This is a genomic window from Streptomyces lydicus (genome assembly GCF_001729485.1).
Classification (GTDB): domain Bacteria; phylum Actinomycetota; class Actinomycetes; order Streptomycetales; family Streptomycetaceae; genus Streptomyces; species Streptomyces lydicus_D.
This window is the reverse complement of sequence record NZ_CP017157.1, coordinates 5,379,239-5,404,864: the sequence shown is the minus strand read 5'-3', so window position 1 is coordinate 5,404,864 and position 25,626 is coordinate 5,379,239. Positions and strand designations below refer to the sequence as shown.

Annotated in this window: 24 protein-coding genes and 1 tRNA gene; 14 read left to right on the top strand and 11 right to left on the bottom strand. The window is 73.6% G+C overall.

Going from position 1 to position 25,626, the window contains the following annotated elements:
• Positions 1 to 73 precede the first annotated feature (73 nt).
• From SL103_RS23535 to SL103_RS23510, 6 genes are all read left to right on the top strand, one after another.
• Positions 74 to 502 (top strand): spore-associated protein A, encoded by a 429-nt coding sequence (locus SL103_RS23535; protein WP_244304018.1) that lies wholly within the window; start codon positions 74 to 76, stop codon positions 500 to 502.
• Positions 503 to 768: 266 nt separating this feature from the next.
• Entirely contained in the window at positions 769 to 2,817 is a 2,049-nt protein-coding gene (locus tag SL103_RS23530; RefSeq protein ID WP_069570938.1) for a sensor histidine kinase, read from the top strand.
• Positions 2,807 to 3,256: a roadblock/LC7 domain-containing protein gene (locus tag SL103_RS23525; RefSeq protein WP_069570937.1), complete on the top strand. Its 450-nt coding sequence runs from the start codon at positions 2,807 to 2,809 to the stop codon at positions 3,254 to 3,256. The genes SL103_RS23530 and SL103_RS23525 overlap by 11 nt, the downstream gene beginning before the upstream one ends.
• 2 nt (positions 3,257 to 3,258) lie before the next feature.
• Positions 3,259 to 3,654, top strand: coding sequence for a DUF742 domain-containing protein (locus SL103_RS23520; RefSeq protein WP_069570936.1), 396 nt, complete (start codon positions 3,259 to 3,261; stop codon positions 3,652 to 3,654).
• Entirely contained in the window at positions 3,632 to 4,246 is a 615-nt protein-coding gene (locus SL103_RS23515; RefSeq protein ID WP_069570935.1) for a GTP-binding protein, read from the top strand. The genes SL103_RS23520 and SL103_RS23515 overlap by 23 nt, the downstream gene beginning before the upstream one ends.
• The gene (locus SL103_RS23510) at positions 4,243 to 4,848 is read left to right on the top strand and encodes a GAF domain-containing protein (protein WP_069570934.1); all 606 of its coding nucleotides are present in this window, start codon (positions 4,243 to 4,245) and stop codon (positions 4,846 to 4,848) included. Before SL103_RS23515 ends, SL103_RS23510 begins: the two co-directional genes overlap by 4 nt.
• A gap of 93 nt (positions 4,849 to 4,941) precedes the next feature.
• On the opposite strand, the gene SL103_RS23505 is transcribed toward SL103_RS23510, so the two are convergent.
• Both SL103_RS23505 and SL103_RS23500 read right to left on the bottom strand, forming a co-directional pair.
• On the bottom strand, positions 4,942 to 6,270 hold the full coding sequence (locus SL103_RS23505) for an acyl-CoA dehydrogenase family protein (RefSeq protein WP_069570933.1): 1,329 nt from the start codon (positions 6,268 to 6,270) through the stop codon (positions 4,942 to 4,944).
• Between the two features lie 299 nt (positions 6,271 to 6,569).
• Complete coding sequence (locus SL103_RS23500) at positions 6,570 to 9,803, bottom strand: amidohydrolase family protein (protein ID WP_432215365.1); 3,234 nt, start codon at positions 9,801 to 9,803, stop codon at positions 6,570 to 6,572.
• 182 nt (positions 9,804 to 9,985) lie between these two features.
• Here SL103_RS23500 and SL103_RS23495 point away from each other — a divergent pair, with 182 nt between their 5' ends.
• Positions 9,986 to 10,909, top strand: coding sequence for an alpha/beta fold hydrolase (locus SL103_RS23495; protein ID WP_069570932.1), 924 nt, complete (start codon positions 9,986 to 9,988; stop codon positions 10,907 to 10,909).
• A gap of 70 nt (positions 10,910 to 10,979) precedes the next feature.
• Here the strand turns inward: SL103_RS23495 and SL103_RS23490 are convergent, their stop codons facing one another.
• The 3 genes from SL103_RS23490 to SL103_RS23480 form a co-directional block, all read right to left on the bottom strand.
• Positions 10,980 to 11,894 (bottom strand): transketolase family protein, encoded by a 915-nt coding sequence (locus SL103_RS23490; RefSeq protein WP_069570931.1) that lies wholly within the window; start codon positions 11,892 to 11,894, stop codon positions 10,980 to 10,982.
• Between the two features lie 89 nt (positions 11,895 to 11,983).
• A complete protein-coding gene (locus tag SL103_RS23485) occupies positions 11,984 to 12,736 on the bottom strand; it encodes a thiamine pyrophosphate-dependent enzyme (protein WP_079145937.1) in 753 nt (250 codons plus the stop codon).
• 80 nt (positions 12,737 to 12,816) lie between these two features.
• The gene (locus SL103_RS23480; RefSeq protein WP_069570930.1) at positions 12,817 to 13,110 is read right to left on the bottom strand and encodes a YiaA/YiaB family inner membrane protein; all 294 of its coding nucleotides are present in this window, start codon (positions 13,108 to 13,110) and stop codon (positions 12,817 to 12,819) included.
• Positions 13,111 to 13,295: 185 nt separating this feature from the next.
• On the opposite strand from SL103_RS23480, the gene SL103_RS23475 reads away from it, so the two are divergent.
• The 6 genes from SL103_RS23475 to SL103_RS23450 all read left to right on the top strand — a co-directional run bounded on the left by SL103_RS23475 (position 13,296) and on the right by SL103_RS23450 (position 18,763).
• Positions 13,296 to 13,372, top strand: a tRNA-Pro gene (locus tag SL103_RS23475).
• 258 nt (positions 13,373 to 13,630) lie between these two features.
• On the top strand, positions 13,631 to 14,119 hold the full coding sequence (locus tag SL103_RS23470) for a helix-turn-helix domain-containing protein (protein ID WP_069570929.1): 489 nt from the start codon (positions 13,631 to 13,633) through the stop codon (positions 14,117 to 14,119).
• 79 nt (positions 14,120 to 14,198) lie between these two features.
• Entirely contained in the window at positions 14,199 to 14,813 is a 615-nt protein-coding gene (locus SL103_RS23465) for a hypothetical protein (RefSeq protein ID WP_079146284.1), read from the top strand.
• The gene (locus SL103_RS23460) at positions 14,806 to 16,026 is read left to right on the top strand and encodes an MAB_1171c family putative transporter (protein WP_069570927.1); all 1,221 of its coding nucleotides are present in this window, start codon (positions 14,806 to 14,808) and stop codon (positions 16,024 to 16,026) included. Before SL103_RS23465 ends, SL103_RS23460 begins: the two co-directional genes overlap by 8 nt.
• Positions 16,027 to 16,183: 157 nt before the next feature.
• Positions 16,184 to 17,392 carry a cytochrome P450 family protein gene (locus SL103_RS23455; RefSeq protein WP_069570926.1) on the top strand — a complete coding sequence of 403 codons (1,209 nt, stop codon included), beginning with the start codon at positions 16,184 to 16,186 and terminating at the stop codon, positions 17,390 to 17,392.
• Positions 17,393 to 17,599: 207 nt separating this feature from the next.
• A complete protein-coding gene (locus SL103_RS23450) occupies positions 17,600 to 18,763 on the top strand; it encodes a D-alanyl-D-alanine carboxypeptidase family protein (protein ID WP_069570925.1) in 1,164 nt (387 codons plus the stop codon).
• Positions 18,764 to 18,789: 26 nt separating this feature from the next.
• Here the strand turns inward: SL103_RS23450 and SL103_RS23445 are convergent, their stop codons facing one another.
• The 6 genes from SL103_RS23445 to SL103_RS23420 form a co-directional block, all read right to left on the bottom strand.
• Positions 18,790 to 19,458, bottom strand: coding sequence for a DUF309 domain-containing protein (locus SL103_RS23445; protein ID WP_079145936.1), 669 nt, complete (start codon positions 19,456 to 19,458; stop codon positions 18,790 to 18,792).
• A 57-nt stretch (positions 19,459 to 19,515) separates the two neighbouring features.
• The gene (locus tag SL103_RS23440) at positions 19,516 to 19,848 is read right to left on the bottom strand and encodes a DUF427 domain-containing protein (RefSeq protein WP_069570924.1); all 333 of its coding nucleotides are present in this window, start codon (positions 19,846 to 19,848) and stop codon (positions 19,516 to 19,518) included.
• A gap of 176 nt (positions 19,849 to 20,024) precedes the next feature.
• Positions 20,025 to 20,492: a thioesterase family protein gene (locus SL103_RS23435; protein WP_069570923.1), complete on the bottom strand. Its 468-nt coding sequence runs from the start codon at positions 20,490 to 20,492 to the stop codon at positions 20,025 to 20,027.
• Positions 20,489 to 21,472 carry a 3-hydroxyacyl-CoA dehydrogenase NAD-binding domain-containing protein gene (locus tag SL103_RS23430; protein ID WP_069570922.1) on the bottom strand — a complete coding sequence of 328 codons (984 nt, stop codon included), beginning with the start codon at positions 21,470 to 21,472 and terminating at the stop codon, positions 20,489 to 20,491. The genes SL103_RS23435 and SL103_RS23430 overlap by 4 nt, the downstream gene beginning before the upstream one ends.
• A gap of 47 nt (positions 21,473 to 21,519) precedes the next feature.
• Positions 21,520 to 22,407 (bottom strand): 3-keto-5-aminohexanoate cleavage protein, encoded by an 888-nt coding sequence (locus SL103_RS23425; protein WP_069570921.1) that lies wholly within the window; start codon positions 22,405 to 22,407, stop codon positions 21,520 to 21,522.
• Positions 22,408 to 22,454: 47 nt separating this feature from the next.
• A complete protein-coding gene (locus SL103_RS23420) occupies positions 22,455 to 23,330 on the bottom strand; it encodes a TetR family transcriptional regulator C-terminal domain-containing protein (RefSeq protein ID WP_069570920.1) in 876 nt (291 codons plus the stop codon).
• A gap of 207 nt (positions 23,331 to 23,537) precedes the next feature.
• On the opposite strand from SL103_RS23420, the gene SL103_RS23415 reads away from it, so the two are divergent.
• The gene (locus SL103_RS23415) at positions 23,538 to 25,598 is read left to right on the top strand and encodes a SpoIIE family protein phosphatase (protein ID WP_069570919.1); all 2,061 of its coding nucleotides are present in this window, start codon (positions 23,538 to 23,540) and stop codon (positions 25,596 to 25,598) included.
• Positions 25,599 to 25,626 lie beyond the last annotated feature (28 nt).

The window sequence follows — 25,626 nt, the reverse complement described above, 5'->3', positions numbered from 1 at the left end:
CGGGGGCCCCGGTGGTCTTCCTCTGCGGGTGCAGGAAGCGCCCCTGAGTGAACCGGGGAGTGTCATGAAGCGCATGCGCAGGGCTGCCGTCGTCACCGCGCTGGCGACCGCGGCGACGGTCGGTGCCACCGCCTTCGCGGTGCCTGCCTCCGCCGCGGCGGCCGGCACCGCCGAGTCCGCCGTGGCCGCGTACAACGGGGTGTGCGGGGCCGGGTACAAGGTGGTGGACTTCGGCAACATCGGCAGTCTGGGGACGGCGTACCTGACGTGGAACGCCACGACCGGGGAGAACTGCGCGGTGACCGTGCGGACCGGGCCGGGTGCGGCGGTCTATATGCACGCCAAGGTGTTCCAGACCGGCAACACCCAGGTCAGCGCCTCCGATTCGGGTGCCTACACCTCCTACGCCGGGCCGGTGTACATTCCCGCGCGCTTCGCCTGCGTCACCTGGCGGGGGCAGATCGCCGACCAGTACGTGACCAAGGACGGCCACTGCGGCTGAACCGCCACGGCTCGCCGGCCCCTGCGCCCGCCCGGCGCGCGGGAGCCGGCGAGCGCCGTTCGTGAACCTGTGCGACGCCACGCCTCGTGGCCTCAACTCGCCCTTGCGGAACGGTCGTTCGGTTTGCGTCGTACTGATGTGCGCGGGCCGTCCACCCAAGGAGGTGGCGTGGGGTAGCGAAACCCCGAAGTGGGTCCGGACCCCACCCCTGCAACAACTAGCGTGCGTGCTCCGCGAACAGCCAACGGCCGATCCGGAGGGCACCGATGCCTACCGCATTCCCCCAGGGGACCCAGACGTCCCAGGCGGCTCAGAGGTCCCCAGGGACACCGGGCTTCCCGGGGGCCGCTCCCGTACCCGCCTCCGCCCGGCGGCGGGAGCGTGAGGGCGGACGACACGGACGGGCCTCGTTCCCCGAGTCGGCGGCCGACTCGGCGATACGGTCCCGGCTGGTCCGGCTCACCGCCGTGCCGTCCCTGCTCACCGCCGTCGTCTGCACCGCCGTCGCCGCCTTCGTCGTCCAGTCCGGCGGCGCACGGGTCACCGGCCGTGAATGGGTAGTGCTCTGCGGCGGCCTCGCCATGGTGTGCGTCATCGTGCTCACCGCGAGCGCGGCCGCCAACTCCGAGGCCCGTGCCGCCGTCACCCGCTACGCCCGGTTGCGCCAGGTCTGCGCCCGCAGCCAGTCCGACCTCTACGACCTGCTCGACCGGGTGCGCCAGGGCGAATGGCTCCAGCGCCGCGACCCCGAGCCGGCCCTGGTGCCCATCGGCGACACCCTCGACCTGCTCGCCCACGAGGTGGCCGCGGCCGGCCGGGCCGCCGAGGCCGCCGTCGTCGACGCGGTCGCCATCGCCCGCAGCAACGCCAGCGGCAGCGAGCAGAAGGTCGAGGTCTTCGTGAACCTCGCCCGCCGCCTGCAGTCCCTGGTGCACCGCGAGATCGAGCTGCTGGACGAGCTGGAGAACCAGGTCGAGGACCCCGACCTGCTCAAGGGCCTGTTCCACGTCGACCACCTGGCCACCCGCATCCGCCGGCACGCCGAGAACCTCGCCGTCCTCGGCGGCGCCGTCTCCCGCCGCCAGTGGAGCCGCCCGGTCTCCATGACCGAGGTGCTGCGCTCCTCGATCGCCGAGGTCGAGCAGTACCCCAGGATCAAGCTGGTGCCGCCGATCGAGGGCACCCTGCGCGGGCACGCCGTCGCCGATGTCATCCACCTGCTCGCCGAGCTCGTCGAGAACGCCACGATCTACTCCGCCCCGCAGACGCCGGTCCTGCTGCGCGCCCAGCTCGTCACCGCCGGCCTCGCGGTCGAGGTCGAGGACCGCGGCCTGGGCATGTCGGCGGACGAGCAGCACCGGATGAACGGCCTGCTCGCCGACCCCGACCACGTCGATGTCGCCGAACTGCTCAGTGACGGGCGGATCGGGCTGTTCGTGGTCGCCTCGCTCGCCCGGCGGCACGGAATCGTCGTCCGGCTGCAGAGCAACATCTACGGCGGGGTGCAGGCCGTGCTGATCGTGCCGCAGGCCGTGCTGGGCGCGGAGTCGTCCGCCGGGGCGGCGGACGGCGCGGACACCGCGCGCCGCGGCTCCCCGGACAGCGATCCGGCGCGCGAGCACGGAGGCCACGACAACCCCTACGCCCCCGACGGCGACCGCGCCCACGACCGCCACGACCCGCACGCCCCGCTCGACCGCGGACCCGACGGACCGCGGACCGCGGCCATCCCCGGACCGGCCGCCGCTCCCGACGACGCTCCCCGCCCCCCGCGGCCCGGCCGTGCCGGCGGTACGCCCCCCGAGCCCGCCCTGACCCCCGCCGAGGCCGGCTCCGGCTCCCGCCGGCGGGTCCAGGTCCACACGCCGGTCAGCCACACCACCGAAGTCTCCCCGGCCGAGGTGTCCACCCCCGACGCACCGGAGCCCGCCCCGGCCGGGCGGCCCGCCGACCCCGGCCCCGTCGTGCTGCCGCCCGCACCCCCCGTCGTGGACCACGGCGCCCGTCCCCGGCTCCCCCGGCGGCACAAGCAGACGCACCTCGTCCCCGAGCTGCGCGGCGACCCGATCCTGCCGTCCGCCACGCGCCGTACGGGGCCCGAGCCCGAGCACGACCCCGGCCTCATGGCGGCCTTCCGACGGGGTTTCAGCCTCGCCGACGACACCTACACCGGCAGCCCCACCGGCCCCGACGGCATCATCCCGGCCCAGGGCGGCGACCCCAGCGGCCCGGCCGGTGACCTCCCGCTCCACGACCGTGACCACGAGGCCCCGACGGCCCGCCCCCGAGGAGACGACCGCAACCATGGTGAGTGATGTGCGTGCGCAGGCGCAGGTGCAGTTGCAGGGCAGTCAACACACCGATCTGTCCTGGCTGCTGACCGGCCTCGTACAGCGGGTGCCGCACGCCCGGAGCGCCCTCCTGCTGTCCTCGGACGGCCTCGTCAAGTCCGCCCACGGCTTCGATCCGGACAGCGCGGACCACATGGCGGCGCTGTCCTCCGGTCTCTACTCCCTTGCCCGCAGCGCCGGCGCCCGCTTCGGGGAGGGCGACGACGTCCTCCAGGTCGTCGTCGAGCTGGAGTCCACCTTCCTGTTCGTCTCCAGCGCCGGGTCGGGAGCCTGCCTGGCCGTGCTCGCCGGCCGCGAGGCCGATGTGGCGGTGCTCGGATACGAGATGTCCATGCTGGTCAAGAGCGTGCGGCCGTACCTGGCCACCCCCGCGCGCCAACAGGCGTCCGCGGGCGGTCGTTGACCGTGACCGTGCGCCGCGGACGGCGCGGCGGGGAACCGTGGTTCGACGACGCGGCGGGCCGGCTGGTCCGCCCGTACACCATCAGCAACGGCCGGACCCGTCCCACGGCGCACTTCGACCTGCTGACCATGGTGATGGCCACCGGCCGCCGCCCCGTGGCCGCCCAGGGCCCCGAACACGCCCAGGTGCTGGGACTGTGCGGCGGCCCGGTCTCGGTCGCCGAGATCGCCGCGCACATACGGCTGCCCGCCGTGGTCACCAAAGTGCTCCTCGCCGACCTCGTCGACTGCGGGGCGCTCACTGCGCGGGCCCCCGCGGCCGTTTCGGCAGGACCCGCGTCCCGTACCGACCGAGACCTGCTGGAGGCGGTGCTGAATGGACTTCGCACACGACTGTGACCCCCAGGGGGCCCGCTCGCCCGACCTCTTCCCCTCCGCACTGAAGATCCTGGTGGCGGGCGGCTTCGGGGTCGGCAAGACGACCTTCGTCGGCGCGGTCAGCGAGATCGAACCGCTCAGTACCGAAGAACTCCTCACGCAGGTCAGCGTCGGCACCGACGATCTGGCGGGCGTCGAGGAGAAGCGCACCACGACCGTCGCCATGGACTTCGGCCGGATCACGCTCGGCCCCGAGCACATCCTGTACCTCTTCGGGACACCCGGCCAGCAGCGGTTCTGGTTCATGTGGGACGAGTTGTCGAACGGTGCGCTCGGCGCGGTCGTCCTCGCCGACACCCGGCGCCTGGACCAGTGCTTCGCCGCGGTCGACTTCTTCGAACGGCGCGGCATCACCTTCGTCGTCGCCGTCAACGAGTTCGACGGCGCCCACCACTACGACCCGGACGAGGTGCGCACCGCCATGGACCTCTCGCCGGACACCCCCGTCGTGCTCTGCGACGCCCGCCGGTGCGGCTCGGCCACCCACGTCCTGGTCTCGCTGGTCCAGCACCTGCTCACCCCCGCCCTCGCCGCGACCCCGGAGCTGCCGTGAACCACCCCGCCTCCCGCGTCCCGTACGTCTCCTACGACCCGACGCGGCATCTGTTGCTCACGCCTCAGGACGACGAGGCCCCGGCGCGCGTGGCCCGGCTGCGCGCTCTGGGTATCGGGGACCACCCGCTGCCCGCGTTCGACCGGTTCGCGCGCAAACTCGCCCACACCACCCGGGCGCCCTACTCGATGGTCAACTTCATCGACGAGCACCGGCAGTACTTCGCCGGCCTCTACACGCCCGCCGAGGACCGGGCCGTCGAGCTGGGCCCGGCGCCCGCCAGCGCCCGGCCCGGCCGGGTGATGGACCGCGACCACGGCTACTGCCCGCACGTCATCGTCCGCCGCAAGGCCCTGGTGCTGGAGGACGTCTGCGACTACCCGCGGTTCGCCGGCAACCCCGTCGTCGACGAGATCGGCATCCGCTCCTACCTCGGCGCGCCGCTGATCGACCGTACGGGCATGGCGCTCGGCACCGTCTGCGTCGTGGACCTCGAACCGCGGCCCTGGGGGCGCGAGGGGCTGGCGACCATCAAGGCGATGGCCGCCGAACTCGTCGAGCAGATCCATCAGATGGAGCAGCAGCAGCGCGAGGCCCGCTGAACCGGCCGCAGCGGCCGGCCCGGCGGGGCGGCCAGGGGGCCGCGGCACCGGCGCACCGCCGGTGACCGCGGCCCCTTCGGCGTCCCCGGCGGCTCACCTGAGGCGGGCGAACCAGGAACGCTGCCGGGCCGGGGCGGTGCGCCGGCCCGGGACCGTGGTCCGCTCCTCCTCGACCGGTGAGCCGGCCGGGGCGTCCGTGGCGGCGCCGTCGTGGCCGTCCTCGGGCCACTCCGACGGCTCCAGCCGCAGCAGTTCCGCGAGCCGGCTCGACCACTCGCCCTTCGCCCGGCCCAGGGCCAGTTCGCCCAGGCGCAGCAGCTGGACGTCGGAGGTCCCGGCCGGGGCGAAGATGTGGTGCGCGTCGCGCAGGAATCGTTCGATCGGCCGGTCGGTGAACAGCGCGGAGGCGGCGTGGATGTCCATCGCGTCGCGCGCCGACTCCAGCGCCGACTCGACGTTGACCAGCTTGGCGTTCATCAGCTCCGCGTCGCACGGCAGTCCCTGGTCCAGCAGATGCACCGCGTGGTACGCGGACAGCCGGGCCAGCAGCAGCCGGGACTGGATGCGGCCGAGCTTGAGCTTGATGTTGGCCAGGTCGGCCAGCGGCTTGCCGTAGCGCTGCCGCTCGGCGCAGAACGCCGAGGTCTCGTCCAGCACGGCCTGGTGGATGCCCAGGGACACGGCGGTCAGATTGGGCCGTCCGTACAGCACGCTGGAGGAGTACGCCACGGCAAGGCCGTCGCCCTCCCGGCCCAGCAGATTCGCCTCGGGGACCCGGCAGTTGTCGAAGAACAGCTCGCCGAAGCTGAAGCCGTGCAGGCCCATGGCGGGCCGCTGCGGCCCGACCCGGAAGCCGGGGGTGCCGGACTCGACGAGGAAGGCCGACAGGCCCGTGGAGCCCTCGCCGGTGCGGACGACGACGCCGTGCAGATCGCCGACGTGGCTGTTGCCGACGTAGCTCTTGCGGCCGTTGAGGACGTAGGCGTCGCCGTCGCGGACGGCTGTGGAGGCCATGCCCAGCACATGGCCGCCGGACTGCGGCTCGGTGACCGCGATCGTCGGCAGGCAGTCGCCGGACGCGACGGCCGGCAGCCAGGTCTTCTTCTGCTCCTCGCTGCCGAAGTGGACGATCTTCGCCACGCCCAGCTGGGACGCCTGCACCATCGCGCCCATCGCGGCACTGACCCGGGAGAGTTCCTCGATGACGAGGGTCTTGGCGACGTGGCCCGCTCCCATCCCGCCGTACGCGCGGTGCACGGTCGCCCCGATCCACCCCTGGCGGGCGATCCGGCGCGAAAGGTCATGGCAAACGGTACGGCTCGCCTCCATCTCGGCGATCCGGGGCCGGACCTCGCTCTCGGCGAAGTCCCGCACCCGCTGCCGGAGTGCTTCATGCCGCTGGTCGGTGAAGTAGCGGTGCAAGACGAGCCCTCCTTCGCGCTCTCCCCGCGCTGATCGCGCCCCGCCTCGGGACGGCTCGGGAGGCGCCGTCTGCAGTGGTCGTGCCGGAACGTGATCCGTTGCCTACCGCGCGCAACACCCGTTGGCATACCTGCTGCGGGGCGCGCAAAACGTCAACTGGCGTGCTTCGTACGCGGAGTTGGAGTGCGGAACAACCCCGCACCACCCCCCGTTCCGGAACGCCCGTGGCGCGGCTTCCGGGCCCCCGGAAACCGCGCCACCCCACGCCTCCCCGTCCCGCGACGGGCCGGGTGGGAGGGTCAGTGCGCCGGACCGCAGCAGGACTCGCGGCGCTGCTGCCGGCCCACCTCCAGCCAGTCCGTTGCCGGCGCCCGCAGCGCGCGGGCGGCGGGCGCCGGGAACGCGTCGACCAGCTCCCGCTGCTCGAAGAGGCGCCCGCCACGCAGCACCGCCGGGGTCCGCACCAGCGTGTCGAAGTCGCTGAACGGATCGCCGTCCACCAGCGTCATGTCGGCGAGCTTGCCGACCTCCAGCGTCCCCAGGTCCCGCTCGGCGCCGAACACCCGGGCGGGCAGCGCGGTCGCGGTGCGCAGCGTCCGGCTCACGCTCAGGCCGCCCCGGTGCAGCGCCCGCAGGCACAGGTGCAGGCCCAGGCCCACCGGCACCAGCGGCTGGTCGGTGCCCAGCGCCACCAGCCCGCCGCCGTCCAACACCGCGCGGTAGACGCCCACTTCGGTCCGGATGTCGGCCAGCTGCGCCGGGGTGGGCCGGTGCCCGGCGTTCTCGCGGACGACCGCGGTGTCCCAGGGCGGCATCAGCCGCGCCACCCGTACGTCGTCGGCCAGGGCCGGGTCCTCCCCGAGCAGCGCGGCGGCGGAGAACGGGGTCGCGAGGAGGTGGAAACCGCCGGCGGTGTAGACCTCCGCCACGTCCTGGTAGGCGTGGCCCGAGCTGCTGACCGCGTGCCCGAACTCCAGCCGCTGGGTGGGCTGGAGATGCGTCGTCAGGTCCTGGCCGAGCTGTGCCCCGGGCGTGAGCAGATGGCTGCCCGCGCGCACCCCGAGCCGCTCGTGGGCAAAGCGCGCCGCCTCCGTCATCACCCAGCCCGGGGCCCGTACGTATGTCTTGACGAAGTCCCAGTCCAGGGCGGCGCCGCGCTCCAGGGACCGGCGCAGGCCCGCGCGGGTGCGGTGCGCCCGCCCCATGCTGTACGCGACCCGCCCGCCGTCCAGCAGCTCCCCGCAGGTCAGCAGCCGCGGCCCGGCCAGCACCCCGGCCGCCACGGCCTCGCGCAGGCGGGCCTGCTCGTAGGAGAAGCCGCCGCAGGAGACCGCGGTGGTGATCCCGTACGCCAGTTGCAGAGCGGTCTGCCGGCCGCCGTAGGTGGTCTGCCAGGGGTGGGTGTGCGCGTCCCACAGACCGGGCAGCACGGTCCGCGCGGAGGCGTCCACCCGGCGGGCCGCGCCGGTCCGCGTCGCGCGATGCGGCCGGACGGCGGTGATCCGCCCGTCCCGCACCAGCACGTCGACGTCCTCACGCACCGTGTCGCCGGTGCCGTCCCAGAACTTGCCGGCGTGGACGACGGTGTCCCGGGCCCGGGACGGACGGTGGTCGAGGGACAGCGGTACGGTCCGCGCCGGGCCGCCGGACACCCCGATGAGCCGCAGCTTGCCCGCCGACAGATACAGGAGCGTCGTCGAGTCACCGGACCACGACGGGTGGTCGGCGCACTCCTCGGTCAGCTGCCGCGCCGGGCCGTCGGGGGTGCCGTCCGGCCGCACCGGCAGCACCCACAGCGCGGACTCCGCGATCACCGCCATCCAGCGCCCGTCCGGCGACCACACCGGCCCCGAGTCGTAGCGGTCGGCGATCGAGACGTGCTCGGCGACCGGGTGCAGCCGTCCCTCGCCGGTCGCGGCGTCCAGGACGCGGATGACGTTGTAGCCCTCGCGGAAGCGGCGGTTGAGGCGGTTGCGGTCGCAGTACGCCAGGAAGCGGCCGTCCGGCGACCAGCTCGGGCGGCCGGGCAGTCCGCCGGCCCCGAGCGGCGCGGCCAGCACCCGCTCCGCACCGTCGGCAAGCGTCCGCACCACGAGGTTCCCCGACATGTCGAGCGCGGCCAGCCGCCCGCCGTCCGGGGACAGCGCGGGCTGCACCCGGCCCCCGGTGGCCAGCACCGTCTCCTCGCCGGAGGCGATGTCCCGGCGGCGCACCGCGAACAGCCCGTCCCGGTCGTCCGCGTACAGCAGCGACCGCCCGTCGCGCGACCAGCTCGGCGCGAGGACGTACCGGGTGGGGGCGGTCCGGACGATCCGGTGGGGCGCGCCGCGGCCCGAAGTGGGCGCCAGCCACAGGGCGTTGAGGGCGGCGAAGGCGACCTGACGGCCGTCGGGGGAGAGCGCCGGCAGATGCACCCCGCGCACCGGGCCCTCGGCCGTCCGCTCGAATCCGTAGTCCTTGACGCGGTACCGGGGGCGGTCCAGCGGCAGCCGCGCGGTGAACGGGATGGTCTCGGCCGGCTGCGGCGCGTCGGGGCGGATGATGCGGAACTGCCCGCCGACCGTCAGCAGTAGGGCGTCCCGCGAGATCCAGCGCGGCGGTACCGGCTCCACGTCGCCGTCGACCGCGACCGGCTCGCCGTCCACCACGAGCGTGCAGGTGGGGCCCGGGTAGTCGGTGGTCCGCAGATAGGCCAGCCGCCCGGAGGGGGACAGGGTCGGCACCATCACCTGGGCGGTCGCCGTCTCGGTGTGCTCGACGCGCGCCGCGCCGCCGCCGTCGGCCGGCACCGAGGCCACCGTGCGGGAGAGCAGGACGCTGCCCGACACCCGTCCCCGTACGAAGAGGATCCGTGCCCCGTCCGGTGACCAGCAGGGGTCGAAGTCCTCCCAGGAGCCGTCCTGTTGGGGGCCGTCCTGGCCGGGCAGTCCGGTCACCCGGGTCAGCCGGCCCGTTCCGACCTCCAGCACCCAGATCCGGTAGGGGCTGCCGGTCACCGCGTCGCCGCCCCGTTCGGAGGCGAAGGCGAGCCGGGTCCCGTCGGGCGACCAGGCGGGTCCGCGGTCGTCCCAGGGCCCGTCGGTCAGCTGCCGCAGCCCGGAGCCGTCGGGGGCGAGCGTCCACAGGTGGAAGTTGCCGCCCCGGTAGGCGCACAGCGCGAGGTGGCGGCCGTCGGGGGAGTGCACCGGACGGGTGGGTTCCAGATCGGGCGGGGTCAGTGCCACCGCGTCGCCGCCGGCCCGTGGCAGCGACCACAGGACGTTCTGGACCTCGACGACGAGCCGGTCGCCGGCCGGTGCGAGAGAGGCCGCGCCGTTGGTGGCGGCGGTGAAGGAGAGCCGGCTGACGGCGCCGCCGGCCTCCTGGGCCGCGGAGGGGGCGGCGGTGACGCCGGCCAGCCCCGCCGCGGCGGCGGCCGAGGCGGTGCCCTGAAGGAAGCGGCGGCGGGACAGCGGCGTACGGTGCGGCGCGCCGGCCGGGTCCGTGGAGCCGGGCTCTTCGGACGGGTTCTCACAACGGTCCATGGTGTCCAACGATCCTCCTGTGGAAGGGAGTTGCGGCACGGGCAGCTGAAAGGAACCGGCTGATCGTGTCACGCCGCGCGGGCGGCGGGTCAACCCCGTCACGCGCGCCCCGTGGCGCGCCGCCGTCCGGAGCGGAAGAGTGGGCGCCGACCCCGCGTCAGCCACCACCCCGGCAGTCAGGAGACGACGCCATGCAGGCCCTGCAGCAGGACTTCCACCAGGCTCCGGACGGCGCACGGATCGCCACCTACACCTGGCTCCCCGAGTCCGGCCTTCCGCGCGCCCTCGTCCAGATCGCCCACGGCGCAGCCGAGCACGGCAGGCGCTATGACCGCTTCGCCCGCTTCCTCGCCGGTCACGGCTACGGAGTGATCGCCTCCGACCACCGGGGGCACGGTGCCACCGCCCCCTCCACCGGTGGCCGCGGGGTGGTCGGCGAGGACGCCTGGCGGGCGATCGTCAGCGACCTGAAGGGCATCGGCAACCACGTGGCCGCCGCCCACCCGGGCGTCCCGCTGGTCCTGCTCGGCCACAGCATGGGCTCGATGCTGGCCCGCGACTACGCCCAGGAGTACGGCGCCGACCTGGCCGGACTGATCCTCAGCGGCACCTTCCGCACCCTGCCCGGCCTGGACATCGAGTCCGCCGTCGCCGACCTGGAGCGGGAGAGCGCCGAGCACGGCCGCACCGCACCGTCCTCCTTCATCCCGCGCACCTTCAGCTCCTTCAACGACGCCTTCCCGCACCGCACCGGCTACGAGTGGCTGTCCCGCGACCCGGCCGAGGTGGACGCCTACGTCGCCGACGAGGACTGCGGCTTCCCGTTCAGCGCGGGCCTCGCCCTGGACTGGGTACGCGCCATCCGCAAGATCAACGACCCGGAGAACCTCGCCCGCATCCCGCGCGGGCTGCCGGTCCACGTCGCGGTGGGCGAGCTGGACCCCTGCCACCAGGGACTGACCCTGATCCATGAACTCCTGGAGGACTTCCGCTACCTGGGAATCCGGGAGCTGACCTGGCGGGCTTATCCGGACGCCCGCCACGAGATCCTCAACGAGACCAACCGCGACGAGGTCCAGCAGGACCTGCTGAGCTGGCTCGACAAGCACGTCTGACCCCGTCGCCGGTGTCCGCGCCCGGGCTCCGGGCGCGGCCCGTCGCGGACCCCGTGGCCGGAGCCCCGCCCTACGCCCGCGCGGCCGAGGTCAGGAATCCGGCGATCCGCTCGCGCAGCCCGCGCGGGTCCAGTCCGTGCGCCGCCAGGTGCTCGTCGAGCTGCCCGTACCGGCGCAGCTCCCGGCGGCCGACGCCGAGCCCCAGCACCCGGTGCGGGCGGTCCGCCAGCGCGTCGTTGGCGAACCGCGTCGAGGTCCCCGCCAGATACGGCTCCACGAGCACCACGTCCGCGGCGTCCGCCAGCCCGGTCGCCGCGCGCAACGCCGCGCCGTCGAAGGGCCGTACGGTCGTCGCGTACAGCACGGTCACGTCCATGCCCTCGGTCGCGGCGAGCACGTTGTCCAGCAGCGGGCCGACGGCGACGACCACCCCGCGGCGGCCCTCCCGCAGCCGCGAGAAGCGCGCCCCGTCCACCGCCCGTGGCGCACTGTTGGTCTGCACCGACAGCCGCACGTAGACCCGGTCGTCACCGGCCGCCGCGGCGTGCCGCAGCAGCGCCTCGGCCTCGTCCGGGTGCCCGGGGACATGCACGGTCCAGTCGTCGAGGGTGTCCAGCAGCGCCACATCGCCCGGCGCCATGTGGGTGAAGCCGCCGCTCGGCCAGTCGTAGGAGGCGCCGGCACTCACCAGTACCCCGCCCACGCCCTGGTGGCCGAAGTCCAGCTTCACCTGCTCGAAGGGGCGTTCCACCAGAAAGCTGGCGAAGGTGTGCATGATCGGCCGCAGTCCGGTGAGCGCCAGTCCGCCGCCCACCCCGATGAGCAGCTGCTCGCGGATGCCGACGTTCACCACCCGGTCCGGATGCCGCCGGGCCGCCGCGGCGAAGCCGTCCACGCCGATGTCGGCGAGCACGACCGCCAGCCGCGGGTCCTCGTCCAGCAGCCGTGAGGTGACCGAGGCGAAACGCTCACGCATGGTGTCCATCACTGAAACCCTCTCGAAGTCTTGGCCGGTGCCACGGGGGCCCGGAGCGTCCGGTGCGGCGGCCGTATCGGGCCGTGCCGGGCGGGAGTTCAGGCGTTCTTGGGCTCGACGCGGGCGACGACCGCGCGCGGACGGCCCGGGTGCGGCGCGCCGAACGCCGCGTGCAGCGCCTCGTGGTCCCGCCCGTCGACGGTGTCCGCGGACCAGCCCGCGGCCTCGAAGCGGGAGGCGATCCCACCGGGCCAGCCGTGGGTGGCGGAGGAGTTGTCGATGACCACGGTGTGCAGGCGGTCCAGGCCCGCGGCGCCGGCGTGCGCCAGCGCCTCGTGATTGCTGCCCTCGTCCAGCTCGGCGTCGCCGATCAGTACCCATACGGCCGGTCCGGTGCGGCCCTGGGCCCGCAGTCCGAGCGCGGTACCGACGGCCAGTGGCAGCCCGTGGCCCAGGGACCCGCTGCCGATCTCGGCGCCGGGCACCAGCAGCCGGTCGGGGTGGTGGCCGAGCGGCGAGTCGTACGAGCCGAAGCCCGGCAGCCGGTCGACGGGGAAGAAGCCCTTGGCGGCCAGCACCGCGTAGTAGGCCATCGGGCCGTGCCCCTTGGAGAGCAGGAAGCGGTCCCGGTCGGGGTCCGTCACCGTCTCCGGCGAGACCCGCAGCACCCGGTCGTAGAGGACCCACAGGGCGTCGAGCGTGGAGGTGGCGGCCGGGCCGTGCTTCTCATCGCCCGTCATCAGGCTCATCAGCCCGGGCAGTTCGGCGAATCGGGTCCGCCGGCCCGTCGTCGTACCCGGCCCGTCGGACGTCCGTACCGGGGGCGTCGTTTCCGTCGTCGTGTTCGTCATGCACCGAGCGTGCAACCTCAATCGCGCTTGAGGTCAAGTGCCGGGCCGGGACCCGGAGGTCCGCGGCCCGACGGCCGGCGTCAGAGCTGTCCCGGCTTGAAGACGTCCTGCTCGATGAGGAGCTTGTCGATCCGCGCCTTGTCCACCCGGTTCGTCACCTCCGCCACCTCCTGCCGGTCGCGTACGCACTTGGCCAGCGTGAACGCCGACGACACCACGAAGACCAGGCCGAGGGAGAGGAACCCGCGCTCCCACGGTCCGACCGGGAGCTTGATGATCCCGATCATCAGCGCTGCCAGTGACAGCCCGAACGAGATCGCGGCCTGCGCGAAGAAGGCCGTCGTCGTCGGCCGCTGAATCGATGGAGTACTCATGCGCGTAGCGTGGCCGCGCGGTGACGCCGGTGCATGAGTACGGGTACTCATCCTCCGGCCGGCCGCCACTCACCCGTCACCCGCACGCCGGCGCCGGGACGCCCGGATATGGCAGCCCCCACCCTCTGACATGCGGTATTGTTCTCGTGCGCGGTCAGCCGGAACATCCCGGCCGATACGAGCACCGGGACGTGGCGCAGCTTGGTAGCGCACTTGACTGGGGGTCAAGGGGTCGCAGGTTCAAATCCTGTCGTCCCGACCAGCGACTTTCGCAGGTCGGAGGCCGTCTTCTCGAAAGAGGAGGCGGCCTTTTCCGTTGTGCTGCCGCTTCTTCGCCGCTATCCCCTTCCTGCCTTCGGGTCCCTCGCCGTCGGCCCGCCACTCAACCCTTGGTTAAGCCCGAGGTTCCTCACTGTCCGTAAGTGGACTGGTGCGGCGCGTACGTTGCATGTCAGGATGTGAACGCAGTGGCGGGGGGCCTTAACTGTTCGTTGGGCTTGATCAACGGGGGAGACGGGGGATGGGCGTGGGGGGCGACGGCCGGTCCAAGGGCGCGGGCAGTGTGCTCGCGGAGCGGCTCAACCACCTCTTCGCGAACATGCATCCGCCCGGGGCGCCGTACACCAACGCCTTCGTGGCCGAGGAGATCAGCGGCGGTGCGGAGACGTACGGCGGGGTCAAGGTCACCGAGCAGTATCTGTCGATGCTGCGGAACGGGAAGCGGGCGAACCCGGGTCCGGAACTGCTGCGCGCGCTGGCCAAGTTCTTCGCGGTGCCGGTGGGTTACCTGCTGGGGGACCTCTCGCAGCCGCAGGCCGCGCGGGTGGAGGAGGAGGTCCGCTTCCTCGCCGCGATGCGGGACCAGCGGGTCAGGGCGATCGCGCTGCGCTCCGTCGGGCTGCCGCCGGAGGTGCAGGACAGCCTGACGACGATCATCTCCCAGTTCCGGCAGCAGATGAATCTGCCGGCCGATCCGCCGGAACAGGGGGGTGACCGGCGCGGTGAGTGACCCGATACGGACCGCTGAGCGCGACCAGGTCTTCGTCACCTGGCAGCGGACCGGACACGAGGACGGAACGAGCATGCGAGTGGGGCAGATACGCAGGCGGTGCAAGCGGCTCATCAAGGAACTCCAGCTGCCTGCCGCGACCGATCTGCGCGGAATGTGCGACATCGTCGGCGCCCGGGTGGAGCGGCCCGTCCATCTGGTGCCGATGAGCCTGGGCGGGGTGGTCTCGGGCATGACCGCCGTCACCGACGACGCCTACTGGATCTTCTACGAGCTGCGGACCTCACCCTGGCACCAGGCCCACATCGTGCTGCACGAAATCGGCCATCTGCTGCTCGGGCACGGCCAGGACCCGGCCGTCACCGAGGACGCGCTGAAGATCTGGACGCCGTCCGTCGACGTCACCACCGCCATGCAGCGGATGGGGCTGACCATGGGCTTCGCCCGGCACCACGGCTACGACAACCTCGCCGAGCGGGAGACCGAGGTGCTCGGCACGCTGCTGATGGAGCGGGTGGCACCCTCGGCGGCCGAGCGCGAACTCCCCCTGGAGGGGCAGGCGGCCGAGCTGGCGGCGGCGCTCGGGCCCGCCCTGCAGCACATCCGGCGGGAGCAGGAGAACCCCGCCGGCGGCGGCCCCGCCCACGGGCGCGAGGGGCAGGACCTGGCCGGGGACGGGGGCCCGCGTGTTTGACGTCATCTATCTGTCCTTCGGCCTGGCCGCCTGGGCGATCGTCGGGTACAAGTCCGTCGCGTGGCTCCGCGACCGCAGCAACGCGGACCTGGGGCTGGCCTGTGTGATGACCGGGGGCGTCGCGACGGTCTTCCTGTTCTCCGCGCCGAGCCTCTACCGCGCCTTCGACCGGCTGGTCGGCGTGGCCAACCTGGCCATGGTCTTCCTCTACTCCTCCGTCGTGGTCTTCGCGGCGGGCGCGCTGGTGCTGCTGCTGCGCTGGACGGCGGGCGAGGGCGCGGCGGCGCGGGCCCGCGCGCGGTCCAGGGCGCGCGTCGCGGTCGCCGGGGTGGCCGCGCTGTGGGCGGTGGCGGTCACCGGCTTCGCCCTCGGCCGGCCGGACGCCGTCGAGCACCCCCGTGACTTCAGCACCGCCTACACCGACTCACCCGGTGTCATGCTCTTCCTGGTGCTGTATCTGGCCATTTTCGGATCGAGCCTCGCGGGCCTCGGGACGCTCTGCCCCCGCTACGCCGCACGGCTCGGTGGCACCTATCTGGCGCGCGGTCTGCGGGTGCTGGCCGCCGGCTGCTGGCTCGGCCTGGGCTACTGCGCCTGCAAGGTCGTCGGCTTCGTCCTGTCCTGGACGGGCCACCCCGCGCTGTGGCTCTCCAACGGGGTGGCGCCGCTCAGCGCGTCGGTCGCGGCGCTGCTGGTCCTCGGCGGATTCGCGCTGCCGGCGGCCGGCCCGCGGGTCGCCGCCTGGCGCCGGCTGCGCCGGCTCTCGCCGCTCTGGCGCACCGTCACCGCGCAGGCCCCCGAGGTCACGATCGAGGCCGCGTCCTGGTCGGTGCGCTGGCCGTTCGCCGACCTGGAGTGGCGGGCCAACCGTCAGATGGCCGAGATACGGGACGTCCAGCGCGGTATCCGCCGGCACGTGGAGTCCGACGCCGTCGACATCGCCCGCGAGCGGGCCCGTGCGGTGGCGCTCGACGACCGGCAGCTGGCGGCCGTCGCCGAGGCCGCCGCGCTGCGCCGCGGGCTGGAGAACCGCGCGGTGGGCCACGTCCCCGCCCTCGCCGCCGAGAGCGTGGTGGTCGCCACGGGCTCGACCCCGGCCGAACTCGCCTCGGAATACGAGCACTTGGCGCTGGTCGCGGACGTCTACCACTCGCCGCTCATCGAGACCGTACTCACCGAGCTGCGTCAGCGGAGCTCGATGGCGCGGGGCTGAGGAGCAACCACAGACAGGGTGGCCCGGCACGGGGGTCCGGGCCGCCCGGCACGACGGAGGCGGCGCCGGTCCGCGCGGATCGGCGCCGCCCTCGCCCGTGGTGCCGGATGGCGCACGACGGACGGGCGTCGGCCGCCCGCGCCCTACAGTCGGGATCATGCAGAACACCGCCGAGACCGGCCCCGACGCCCCCATCGACCTCACGCCCCTGCTCGACGATCCGTACCCCGCGTACGCCGCGCTGCGCGAGGCCGGCCCGGTGCACCGGATCAACGGCACCGACGGGAACCCCGCCTGGCTGGTCACCCGCTACGACGACGTCCGCAGCGCGCTCGCCGACCCCCGGTTCTCCCTGGACAAGCGGAACGCCACCCCCGGCGGCTACCGCGGGTTCGCGCTCCCGCCGGCCCTGGACGCCAACCTGCTCAACATGGACCCGCCGGACCACACCCGCGTCCGCCGCCTGGTGGTCAAGGCGTTCACCCCGGGCCGGGTCGAGGCGCTGCGCGAGCCCGTACGGCGGGTCGCCGACGAACTGCTGGACGCCATGGCGCGGCGCGGCAGCGCCGACCTGATCGCGGACTACGCGGGGCCGCTGCCGATCACCGTGATCTGCGACCTGCTCGGCATCCCGCACCACGACCGCCGCGACTTCCTGGCCTGGTCGGACGCCCTGATCACGCCGGATCCGGCGCGGCCGGAGCTGATGGGGCAGGCGGTCGGGGCGATGCTGGAGTTCTACACCGGGCTGATCGCCGCCAAGCGCGCGGAGCCGGCCGACGATCTGCTCTCGGACCTGATCGCGGTGCGCGACGCGGACGGCGACCGGCTGACCGAGGACGAGCTGACCTCGCTCGCGTTCCTCATCCTCTTCGCCGGATACGAGAACACCGTCCACCTCATCGGCAACGCCGTGCTCACCCTGCTCGACCACCCGGAACAGCTCCGTGCGTTGCGACACAATCCGGCCGAACTGCCGGCCGCGGTGGAGGAGTTCCTGCGCTACGACGGCCCCTCCCCGCTGGCGATCCGCCGCTTCCCCACGGAGGACGTGGAGATCGGGGGCGTACGCATCCCGGCGGGGGAGAGCGTGCTGCTGTCGATCGCGTCCGCGAACCGTGACCCCGCCCGCTTCCCGGCCCCCGACACGTTGGACCGCGGCCGGGAGCTCTCCGGTCATCTGGCCCTGGGGCACGGCATCCACCGCTGCCTCGGCGCCCCGCTGGCGCGCATGGAGGCGGTCACCGCGCTGGAGGCGCTCCTCGACCGCTTCCCGGGGCTGCGACTGGGCGTTCCGCGGGACGAGTTGCGGCACCGCCGGGCACTGCGTGCGCGTGGCCTGATTTCGCTCCCCGTCGCGTGGTAATCGACAAACGAACAAATTTTTGAGGCGTAACTGTTCGCTCATGCGGTAGAAAGGTTCCTGAGCCCGTCCGGTGTGCATCCCCCGTCGCACCGGACGGGCTTTTCTTTGCGGCCGTTGCAGACGCGACGCATCGGGTGCGACGCGCCGCCGTGGCCCGGATGGCCCAACTGCGCTGCGCGCGGGGTCCGCCGTCCTTAGCGTGACGGCATGGCATCTCAGGCACGTGTGTCCAAGAAGGCGGCCGTGACGGCCCTCATCGCCGTCATGGGGGTGTCGCTGACATCCATACCGGCCGCCGCGGACGGGCGAACGGCCCGTCAGCCCGCCGTGGCCGCCGCCGGAACCCGGGACGTCGCAGCTCCCGGCATACCGTCGCTGCCCGGCGGGCTCTCCGCGCTGTCCTGGATGGTGGCCGACGCGGAGACCGGCAGCGTGCTCGCGGCCAGGAACCCGCACCGCAAGCTCGCCCCGGCCAGCACCCTCAAGACGCTGTTCGCGGTCACCGTCCTGCCGAAGTTCTCGGCGGGCGCGGTCCGCCAGGTCAGCTCCGCGGACCTCGCGGGCATCGGGTCCGGCAGCAGCGTCGTCGGCATCCAGCTGGGCCGCCGCTACACCGTCGCCGACCTGTGGCGCGGGGTCTTCCTTCGCTCCGGCAACGACGCGGTGCACGTGCTCGCGGCGATGAACGGCGGCTGGCAGGCCACCGCCCGCGAGATGCAGCAGACCGCCCACACACTCGGCGCCCGCGACACCACCGTGAAGTCCCCCGACGGTTACGACGCGCCCGGCCAGGTGTCCTCCGCCTACGACCTGACCGTGTTCGCCCGCGCCGGTCTCGCCAACGACGAGTTCGCCCGCTACTGCGGCACCACCCGCGCCACGTTCCCCGGCGCCGCCGGACCCACCCGGATCGAGAACACCAACCGCCTGCTGGTGGGCTCGCACGGGCTGTCCCGCTACCCCGGCATCATCGGCGTCAAGAACGGCTACACCACCAAGGCGGGCAACACGCTGATCGCGGCCGCCCGCCGGAACGGCCGAACGCTGCTGGTCACCGTCCTCAACCCGCAGTCGAACGCGGCGAACGCGGTCTACAAGGAGGCCGCGTCGCTGCTGGACTGGGGCTTCGGCACGGCCGGCAGCAGCCAGCCGGTGGGCACCCTGCACGCCGTGCGCGCCGCCTACCGGGGCGGCCCGGTCCGCCCTGTCGCCGCCCGGATCACCGGGCCGGAGGCCGCCGCCGGTGCGCCCTCCCGCCCCGCCCTCGCCCTCGGGGCGGGCGGCGCCGGGGCCGCGGTCCTGGCACTGGGCGCCCTGTTCGCCCGGTGGCGGCGGCCCCGTCACGGAGGCGGGAGGGGACGAGCCGGATAGCCGCGGGCTGACGGGCGACTTCCGGCCTAGTCGACGGCGGTCCGGAGCCGGGGGGCGGTGTCCGCCGCCGCTACGGGCGCCGCCGCGGCCTGCGGGCCGGTCAGGCGGCCGCTCAGCTCCCGGGCCCAGACCAGGAGCCCGGCGATGTCGATCCCGTGGGGGGCGGCGTCCGCGTACGCCTCGACGGCCGCCGCGCCCCGGTCGAGCAGCGCCGTCCCCCCTGCGGCATTGCCCCGTGCCGCATGGGTGAGTCCCACTGCGAGCTGGGCGAGTCCCCGCCACAGCTCGCGCTCCGCCTCCGGCGCCGTCTTCCAGGCGTCCTCCAGCACCTCATGGGCGTGGAACGGCATCCCGGCGTCGAGCAGCCGCTGCGCCTCGGCCAGCGACTGCGCGGGCGTACGGGGCACGCCCTCGGGCTGCCGGGCGACCCCTGGGGCGCCGTACGGCAGCGGGCGGCCCAGCCCGTCGCGCGGGCGGGCGTTCCGGGCCCGTCCCTGCTCGTCGCGGTCCCGGCGGCGGGTGGGCGCGCTCTCGCCCGCCACGGCTCCGCAGTGCTCGCAGACCTCGCTGCCGGGCCGCTCGCGGATCCGTCCGCAGGCGTCGCAGACCTGGTCCAGCCAGCAGGCCGGATCACCGCCCTCCTCGCGTGCGGGGGGCCGGCCGGGTTCGTCGTGGGCTCGCTGCGCGTCGTTCACGCTTCGATTGTGCGCCCTGGGCGGGGGGTGCCCCCCCAAGGGCCCGGTGGTCGGCGGTCAGTCCAGCTCCACGTCGTAGAAGCAGAAATGATCCTTGATCTGCGCCACCTCGGCGTGCGGCTCGGGGTAGGCCCAGGTGATGTCCTTGGGACCGTCGGGGAGCGACCAGTAGGAGGCGGTGCCCTTGAACGGGCAGACGGTGTGGGTGTCGGACGCGGTGAGGAGGTCGGTGCGGACGTCCTCGGCCGGCAGGTAGTAGCGGACCGGGCAGCCGGTCTCGAAGAGCAGCAGCGGCCGCCGGCTGTCGGCCAGCGGCACGCCGTCGTGCCGGACCCGGACCCGTTCGGTGCCCTGCTTGATCTCGATGTGGTGACCTCGGACGGCGCTCATGTCGGTGGCCTCTCCCCGGTGGGCGGTGGCGGACGGTCGGTTCGGTGCCGGCCGTGCGGAGCCGGCTTTCCTGTGTCAGCGGTTCCCCGGCCGCCGCTATTCCGCTCCCGGCGTCCCACCGGTGGGTTTCCGGGCACGTCTTCCGGCCCGGCGGGGCCCCGGCGGGCGCCGCTCCCTCACACCTCCCGGATGCCCCGCCCCGCCCACTCCGGGGCCGGGGCGAGCAGTGTGGTGAGCCGTTCGTGGGCGGCCGGCGGCAGGGGGGCCGAGCGGCCGGCCGACTGGTCGACGTGCAGCATGAACAGCTCCTCCGTCGCCACCGGTTCGCCGGACGGCTCGCCCACGAACATCTCGTGCAGCAGCCGGAGCTTCTTGCCGTCGGCGCCCAGGACGGTCGTGCGGACGGTGAGGTCGCTGTCGCGGGCGACCTCGCGGAGGTAGCGGACGTGGGCCTCGACCGTGTAGAGGGAGCAGCCGGACGCCTCGCGGTAGCCGGCGTCGAGGCCGACCTCGTCCATCAGCGCGTCGGTGGCGAAGCCGAAGAGCAGGACGTAGTAGCCCTCGCTGAGGTGGCCGTTGTAGTCGATCCACTCGTCGCGGACGGTCTGCCGGAACAGGGGCGGGTGGGACGGCGGAGTGCTCATCGGGTGGCTTCCCCCAGTCGGCCGGTGGCCCGCAGGACGTCGATGACGCCCTGGTCGCGCTCGGCGACCAGATCCGCGTAGGTGCGCCCGCCGGCCGCCGCCGTGCAGCCGTCGACCATCGCGTCGCGCAACGCGCGGTCCAGTTCGGGCGCCTCCAGGCGGGTCCACGGCGACTTCAGGGACGGCCCGAAGTGGTCGAGCATGTGGGCCATGCCGCCCTCGCCCCCGGCGAGCGCGAAGGTCAGACACGGTCCCATGAACGCCCAGCGCAGGCCGGGGCCTTCGGTGATCGAGGCGTCGATGTCCTCGACCGACGCCTCACCGTTGGCGACCATGTGCAGCGCCTCGCGCCACAGGGCTTCCTGGAGGCGGTTGGCGATGAAGCCGGGCAGCTCGCGGTCCATGGTGATGACCGACTTGCCCGCCACGTCGTAGAAGCGGGCGGCCCACTCGACGGCCTCGCGGTCGGTCTGCTCGCCGCCGACGACCTCGACGAGGGGGATGAGGTAGGGGGGATTGAAGGGGTGGCCCACGACCAGGCGGCCCGCGCCGGCCGCGGAGTCACCGGCCGCGGTCTGCATGTCGGACATCGGGTAGCCGGAGGTGGAGGAGGCGATCACCACGCCGGGCCGGGCCGCGGCGGCCAGCTCGGCGAGCAGGGAGCGCTTCAACTCCAGCTTCTCCGGGGCGCTTTCCTGCACGAAGTCGGCGTCGGCAACGGCCGCGGCGAGGGTGGGGGCGACGGTGAGCCGGTCCTGGGAGGCGCCGTCGGCCAGGCCGATCTGCTCCAGGGCGGGCCAGGCGGCGGCCACCAGGCGCCGGAGCCGGTCCTCGGCGTCGGGGGCCGGGTCCCAGGCGGTGACGTCGTAACCGCGGGCGAGGAAGTGCGCCACCCAGCCGCCGCCGATCACTCCGGCGCCGATGCAGGCGACGCGGCGGACGTCCTCGGGGGAACGGGGGGCGGATATGGCTTCGGGCACGGTGCGGCTCCAGGTGGTGGGGAGGGGAACGGGGAGGGGTGGCCGGGTCAGCCGCGGGGCTTGATGCCGAGGCGGGCGCGCGCCTGGTCAGGCGTGGCGACCGTCGCGCCGAGCAGCTCGGTGATCTGCACGGCGCGCTCGACGAGTTGGCCGTTGGTGGCCTTGACGCCCCGGCTCAGATAGAGGTTGTCCTCCAGGCCGACGCGGACGTTGCCGCCGAGCAGGATCGACTGGGCCACCCAGGGCATCTGCATCCGGCCGAGCGCGAAGCTCGCCCACTGCGCTCCCTCGGGGAGCATGTTCACCATCGACTGGAGGACGCCGGGGTCGGCCGGGGCGCCCCACGGGATGCCCATGCAGAGCTGGAAGACCGTCGGGTCGTCCAGCAGCCCTTCGGCCAGCAGCTGCTTGGCGAACCACAGCTGGCCGGTGTCGAAGATCTCCAACTCCGGCCGTACGCCCAGCTCCTGGATGCGCCGGGCGCCGGTCCGCAGCATGTCGGGGGTGGAGACGTAGAGGTTGGAGCCGTCGCCGAAGTTGAGCGAGCCGCAGTCCAGGGTGCAGATGTCGGGAAGCAGCTCCTCGACGTGCGGCAGCCGCTCCAGGCCGCCGACGAGGTCCGTACCGGGCAGCTGCCGGAGCGGGCGGTCCGGGTCGATCACCAGGTCGCCGCCCATGCCGGCGGTGAGGTTGATGACGACGTCCGTGCCGGTCTGCTTGATGCGGTCGACGACCTCCGCGTACAGCCGCGGGTCGCGCGAGGGGTCGCCGGTCTCGGGGTCGCGTACGTGGATGTGCACCACGGCGGCGCCCGCGGCGGCCGCCTCGACGGCGGAGGCGGCGATCTGCTCGGGCGTCACGGGGACGTGCGGGGAACGGCGGACGGTGTCGCCGGCGCCGGTCAGCGCGCAGGTGATGATGACCTCGTGGTTCACGGGGTTCCCTTCGGTTGGGGTGGAGGGGCAGGGGGAGGGGGCCGCCCTCAGCCGGCGGTGAGTTCGCTCTCCACGAAGGCCAGCAGCGCGGCGTGCATCGTGTCCGGCCCGGTGCTGTCCGGCGCGGTGGCGAGCACCTGGGTGGCCAGGCCGTCGATGAGCGCGGTGAGCCGCAGCGCGGTGAACTCCGGATCGACCGGGCGGAAGACGCCCTGGTCGATGCCGCGCCGCAGGACGTCGGCGACGGTCGCGCGCCACTGCCGGTAGTAGTGCTCGTGCAGCCGTCCCACGGCCGTGGAGCGCGCGGCCTGCGCCCACAGGTCGAGCCACACCAGCCACTGACGCCGCTGCTGTTCGCTGCGCGGGGTCTGCAGCGCGATCAGGTGCAGCAGTTCCGCGCGGGCGTCGGGGGCCTCGGCCAGACCCGCGGCGCGTCGCGCGGTGTCCTCGTCCATGCACCAGCGCACGGCCGCTTCCAGCAGTTCGTCGCGGCCGGGGAAGTGGTAGTGCACGGCGGCGGGGCTGGTGCCGCAGGCCGCCGCGATGTCGGCGACCCGTACGCCGTGGAAGCCGTGCTCGGCGATCAGCCGCACGGTCTCCCGGACGATCTGCAGCGGTCGCCCGCCCTCGGGGACGGCCGCCGGTTCGCGGCCGGGTGCCGCCGCCGTCGGCCGCTCCGGGGCGCCCAGCAGCCAGCCGGTGTCCACCCCGCCGATGTCCGCGATGCGCACGATCTCGGCCAGTGCGAAGCGCCGGGTACCGCCGAGCGACCTGGACAGTTTCGAGGGGTCCATGACGATCCGGCGGGCGAACTCGCGCTGACTGCAGCCGAGCCGGGCGATCACCTGCCGGACACGGTCGGTGACGTCTCCGGCCTCGTCGGTGATCCGGGCTCCGGAGTCCTCTGCGGGGGCGTCCTTCATGGTGCGGGACCGTAACAGGAGTGTTGAGAACATCGCAATGGCGGGGAGGAGGTTTCGAGAGGGAAAGTCCTGATAAGTGGCGGTTGGGGGTGGGGGGTGATGAGGGTTGCTGATGTTGGAGTCAGGTTTGGTGCGGGTGGGGTGGCCGGGGCGGCCGGGGGCTTCGTCCACCCGCCGCGAATCCGGCGAATGTGGCAAAGTGACGACATGGCTGACCGCCGGGGAGCCAAGCGGCCCACCGTGTCGGTGCCGGACGACTGGCCCGCCCACCCGGACCTGACGCTGGCCCTCAACGGCATGGGCGGCTTCGACTGGGACCTCGACAGCGGGCTGATGCACATGGACCCGCCCGCCCTCGAGGTCTTCGACCTGCCCCCGTCCGAGTACGACGACCGGCCCGAGACGCTCAACAGCCGCGTCCCGGCTCACGAGGCGTCCCGCCTGGACGCCCTGGTGGCCCGCGCGCTCAAGGACGGCAGCGACTCCTACGGCGCCTACTTCCGGGTGCGGCTGCGCGACGGCGGGCTGCGCTGGACGCACACGCAGGGCAGCATCCGGAGGGACAGCGCCGGCCGGCCCCGCCGGATCATCGGCGTGGTCCGCGACGCCAGTCACGAATACACCCACGCGGCCGAGCGGCTCGCGGTCGATGAGGAGCGCCGCCGGCACACCAGCGTCGTCGAGCGGACCACCGCCGCCCTGGCGCACGCCAGAACGGTCCGCGAGGTGATCGCGGTGCTCGCCGACGAACAGGGGCTGAGCCGGCTCGGCGCGGAGAACATCATCCTCGGCCTCGTCGAGGCCGGCCGCATCCGGCTGGTGTCCGAGGGCAAGGCGGGCAGCTTTGTCCCCGACCTGGAGTACACCCGGGTCGGCGACGAATTCCCGATGAGTGAGGTGGTCCGCACCCTCACCCCGCGCTATGTGCACAGCCGCGCCCGGTTCAGGAACGACTACCCGCGGCTGTGGCACGCCATCGAGCCGCTGAACGTCAGCTCCGCCGCGTATCTGCCGCTGATCGCCCAGGGCCGCCTGATCGGCGTGATCGGCCTGTTCTTCGAGCGCGAGAGCTCCTTCGGGGACCAGGAGCGCAACGTCCTGCTGGCGCTCGGCAGCAGCATCGCGCAGAGCCTGGCCCGCGCCATGCTCTACGACCAGGAGCACGACCTCGCCGCCGAACTCCAGCAGGCGATGCTGCCGCGCAGAATCCCCGGCGTCCCCGGCGCCCAGATCGCCGTCCGCTATCGCTCCGCCCGGATGGGCCGCGACATCGGCGGCGACTGGTACGACGTCATCCCCCTGCCCAACGGCCGGGTCGCCGCCGTCATCGGCGACGTCCAGGGACACGACACCCAGGCCGCCGCGCTGATGGGCCAGCTGCGGATCGTGCTGCGCGCCTACGCCGCCGAGGGGCACAGCCCCGCCACCGTCATGGGCCGGGCCTCCGCCTTCCTCAACGAACTGGAGACCGAGCGCTTCGCCACCTGCATCTACGTCGACGCCGACCTGAGCACCGGCGCGGCACGCATCGTGCGGGCCGGACACGTGGACCCGCTGCTGCGGCACGCCGAGGGCATCTGCCGCCGGCTGCCGGTGGCCGGCGGGCTGCCGCTCGGCATCTCCTCCGAATTCCGGCGGCTCGACTACCCCGTCACCACCGTCCAGCTCGCCCCCGGCGACACCCTGCTGCTGTGCACCGACGGGATCGTCGAGCGGCCCGGCGTCGATCTCGACGACGGGATGCGGCAGTTGGCCCGCGAGGTCCGCGACGGCCCGCAGGACGTCCAGCAGCTCGCCGACCGGCTCTGCGGGGCGGACCGCGCCGGCGACGACGACATGGCGCTGCTGCTGATGCGCCGCCTCGGCGCCCCCGAGCACGACACCGTGGGGCGCTTCCGGCAGCACATCGCGCCCGCCGACCCCGAAGGGCTCTCCGCGGCCCGGCACATGATCCGGTCCGCGGTGCGCGCCTGGGGCGCGGCCGAGCGTTCCGAGGAGATCGAGCTGGTCGCCGACGAGCTGATCACCAACGCGCTGCTGCACACCGACGGTGAGGCGGTGGTCAACATCCGGATGCCGCACAGCGTCGGGCGACGGCTGCGGCTGGAGGTGGAGGACCACTCCAGCAGCCTGCCGCGCCGCCGTGAACCGGGCGAGGCCGGCGTCTCGGGGCGGGGCCTGCTCCTCGTGGACCGTCTCGCGGATGTCTGGGGTGTGGAGCCGCGCGGCGGCGGAAAGTGCGTATGGTGCGAGTTCAACTGCCCCTGACCGGGAAGGTGCCGGCAAACAGCGGGGA

Coding starts and splice junctions, on each gene's coding strand:
- SL103_RS23435 (WP_069570923.1), bottom strand. CDS start 20,492: ATGAGCACTCCGCCGTCCCACCCGCCCCTGTTCCGGCAGACCGTCCGC.
- SL103_RS23495 (WP_069570932.1), top strand. CDS start 9,986: ATGCAGGCCCTGCAGCAGGACTTCCACCAGGCTCCGGACGGCGCACGG.
- SL103_RS23490 (WP_069570931.1), bottom strand. CDS start 11,894: ATGGACACCATGCGTGAGCGTTTCGCCTCGGTCACCTCACGGCTGCTG.
- SL103_RS23480 (WP_069570930.1), bottom strand. CDS start 13,110: ATGAGTACTCCATCGATTCAGCGGCCGACGACGACGGCCTTCTTCGCG.
- SL103_RS23485 (WP_079145937.1), bottom strand. CDS start 12,736: ATGACGAACACGACGACGGAAACGACGCCCCCGGTACGGACGTCCGAC.
- SL103_RS23530 (WP_069570938.1), top strand. CDS start 769: ATGCCTACCGCATTCCCCCAGGGGACCCAGACGTCCCAGGCGGCTCAG.
- SL103_RS23415 (WP_069570919.1), top strand. CDS start 23,538: ATGGCTGACCGCCGGGGAGCCAAGCGGCCCACCGTGTCGGTGCCGGAC.
- SL103_RS23420 (WP_069570920.1), bottom strand. CDS start 23,330: ATGAAGGACGCCCCCGCAGAGGACTCCGGAGCCCGGATCACCGACGAG.
- SL103_RS23535 (WP_244304018.1), top strand. CDS start 74: ATGCGCAGGGCTGCCGTCGTCACCGCGCTGGCGACCGCGGCGACGGTC.
- SL103_RS23450 (WP_069570925.1), top strand. CDS start 17,600: ATGGCATCTCAGGCACGTGTGTCCAAGAAGGCGGCCGTGACGGCCCTC.
- SL103_RS23515 (WP_069570935.1), top strand. CDS start 3,632: ATGGACTTCGCACACGACTGTGACCCCCAGGGGGCCCGCTCGCCCGAC.
- SL103_RS23470 (WP_069570929.1), top strand. CDS start 13,631: ATGGGCGTGGGGGGCGACGGCCGGTCCAAGGGCGCGGGCAGTGTGCTC.
- SL103_RS23455 (WP_069570926.1), top strand. CDS start 16,184: ATGCAGAACACCGCCGAGACCGGCCCCGACGCCCCCATCGACCTCACG.
- SL103_RS23525 (WP_069570937.1), top strand. CDS start 2,807: ATGGTGAGTGATGTGCGTGCGCAGGCGCAGGTGCAGTTGCAGGGCAGT.
- SL103_RS23440 (WP_069570924.1), bottom strand. CDS start 19,848: ATGAGCGCCGTCCGAGGTCACCACATCGAGATCAAGCAGGGCACCGAA.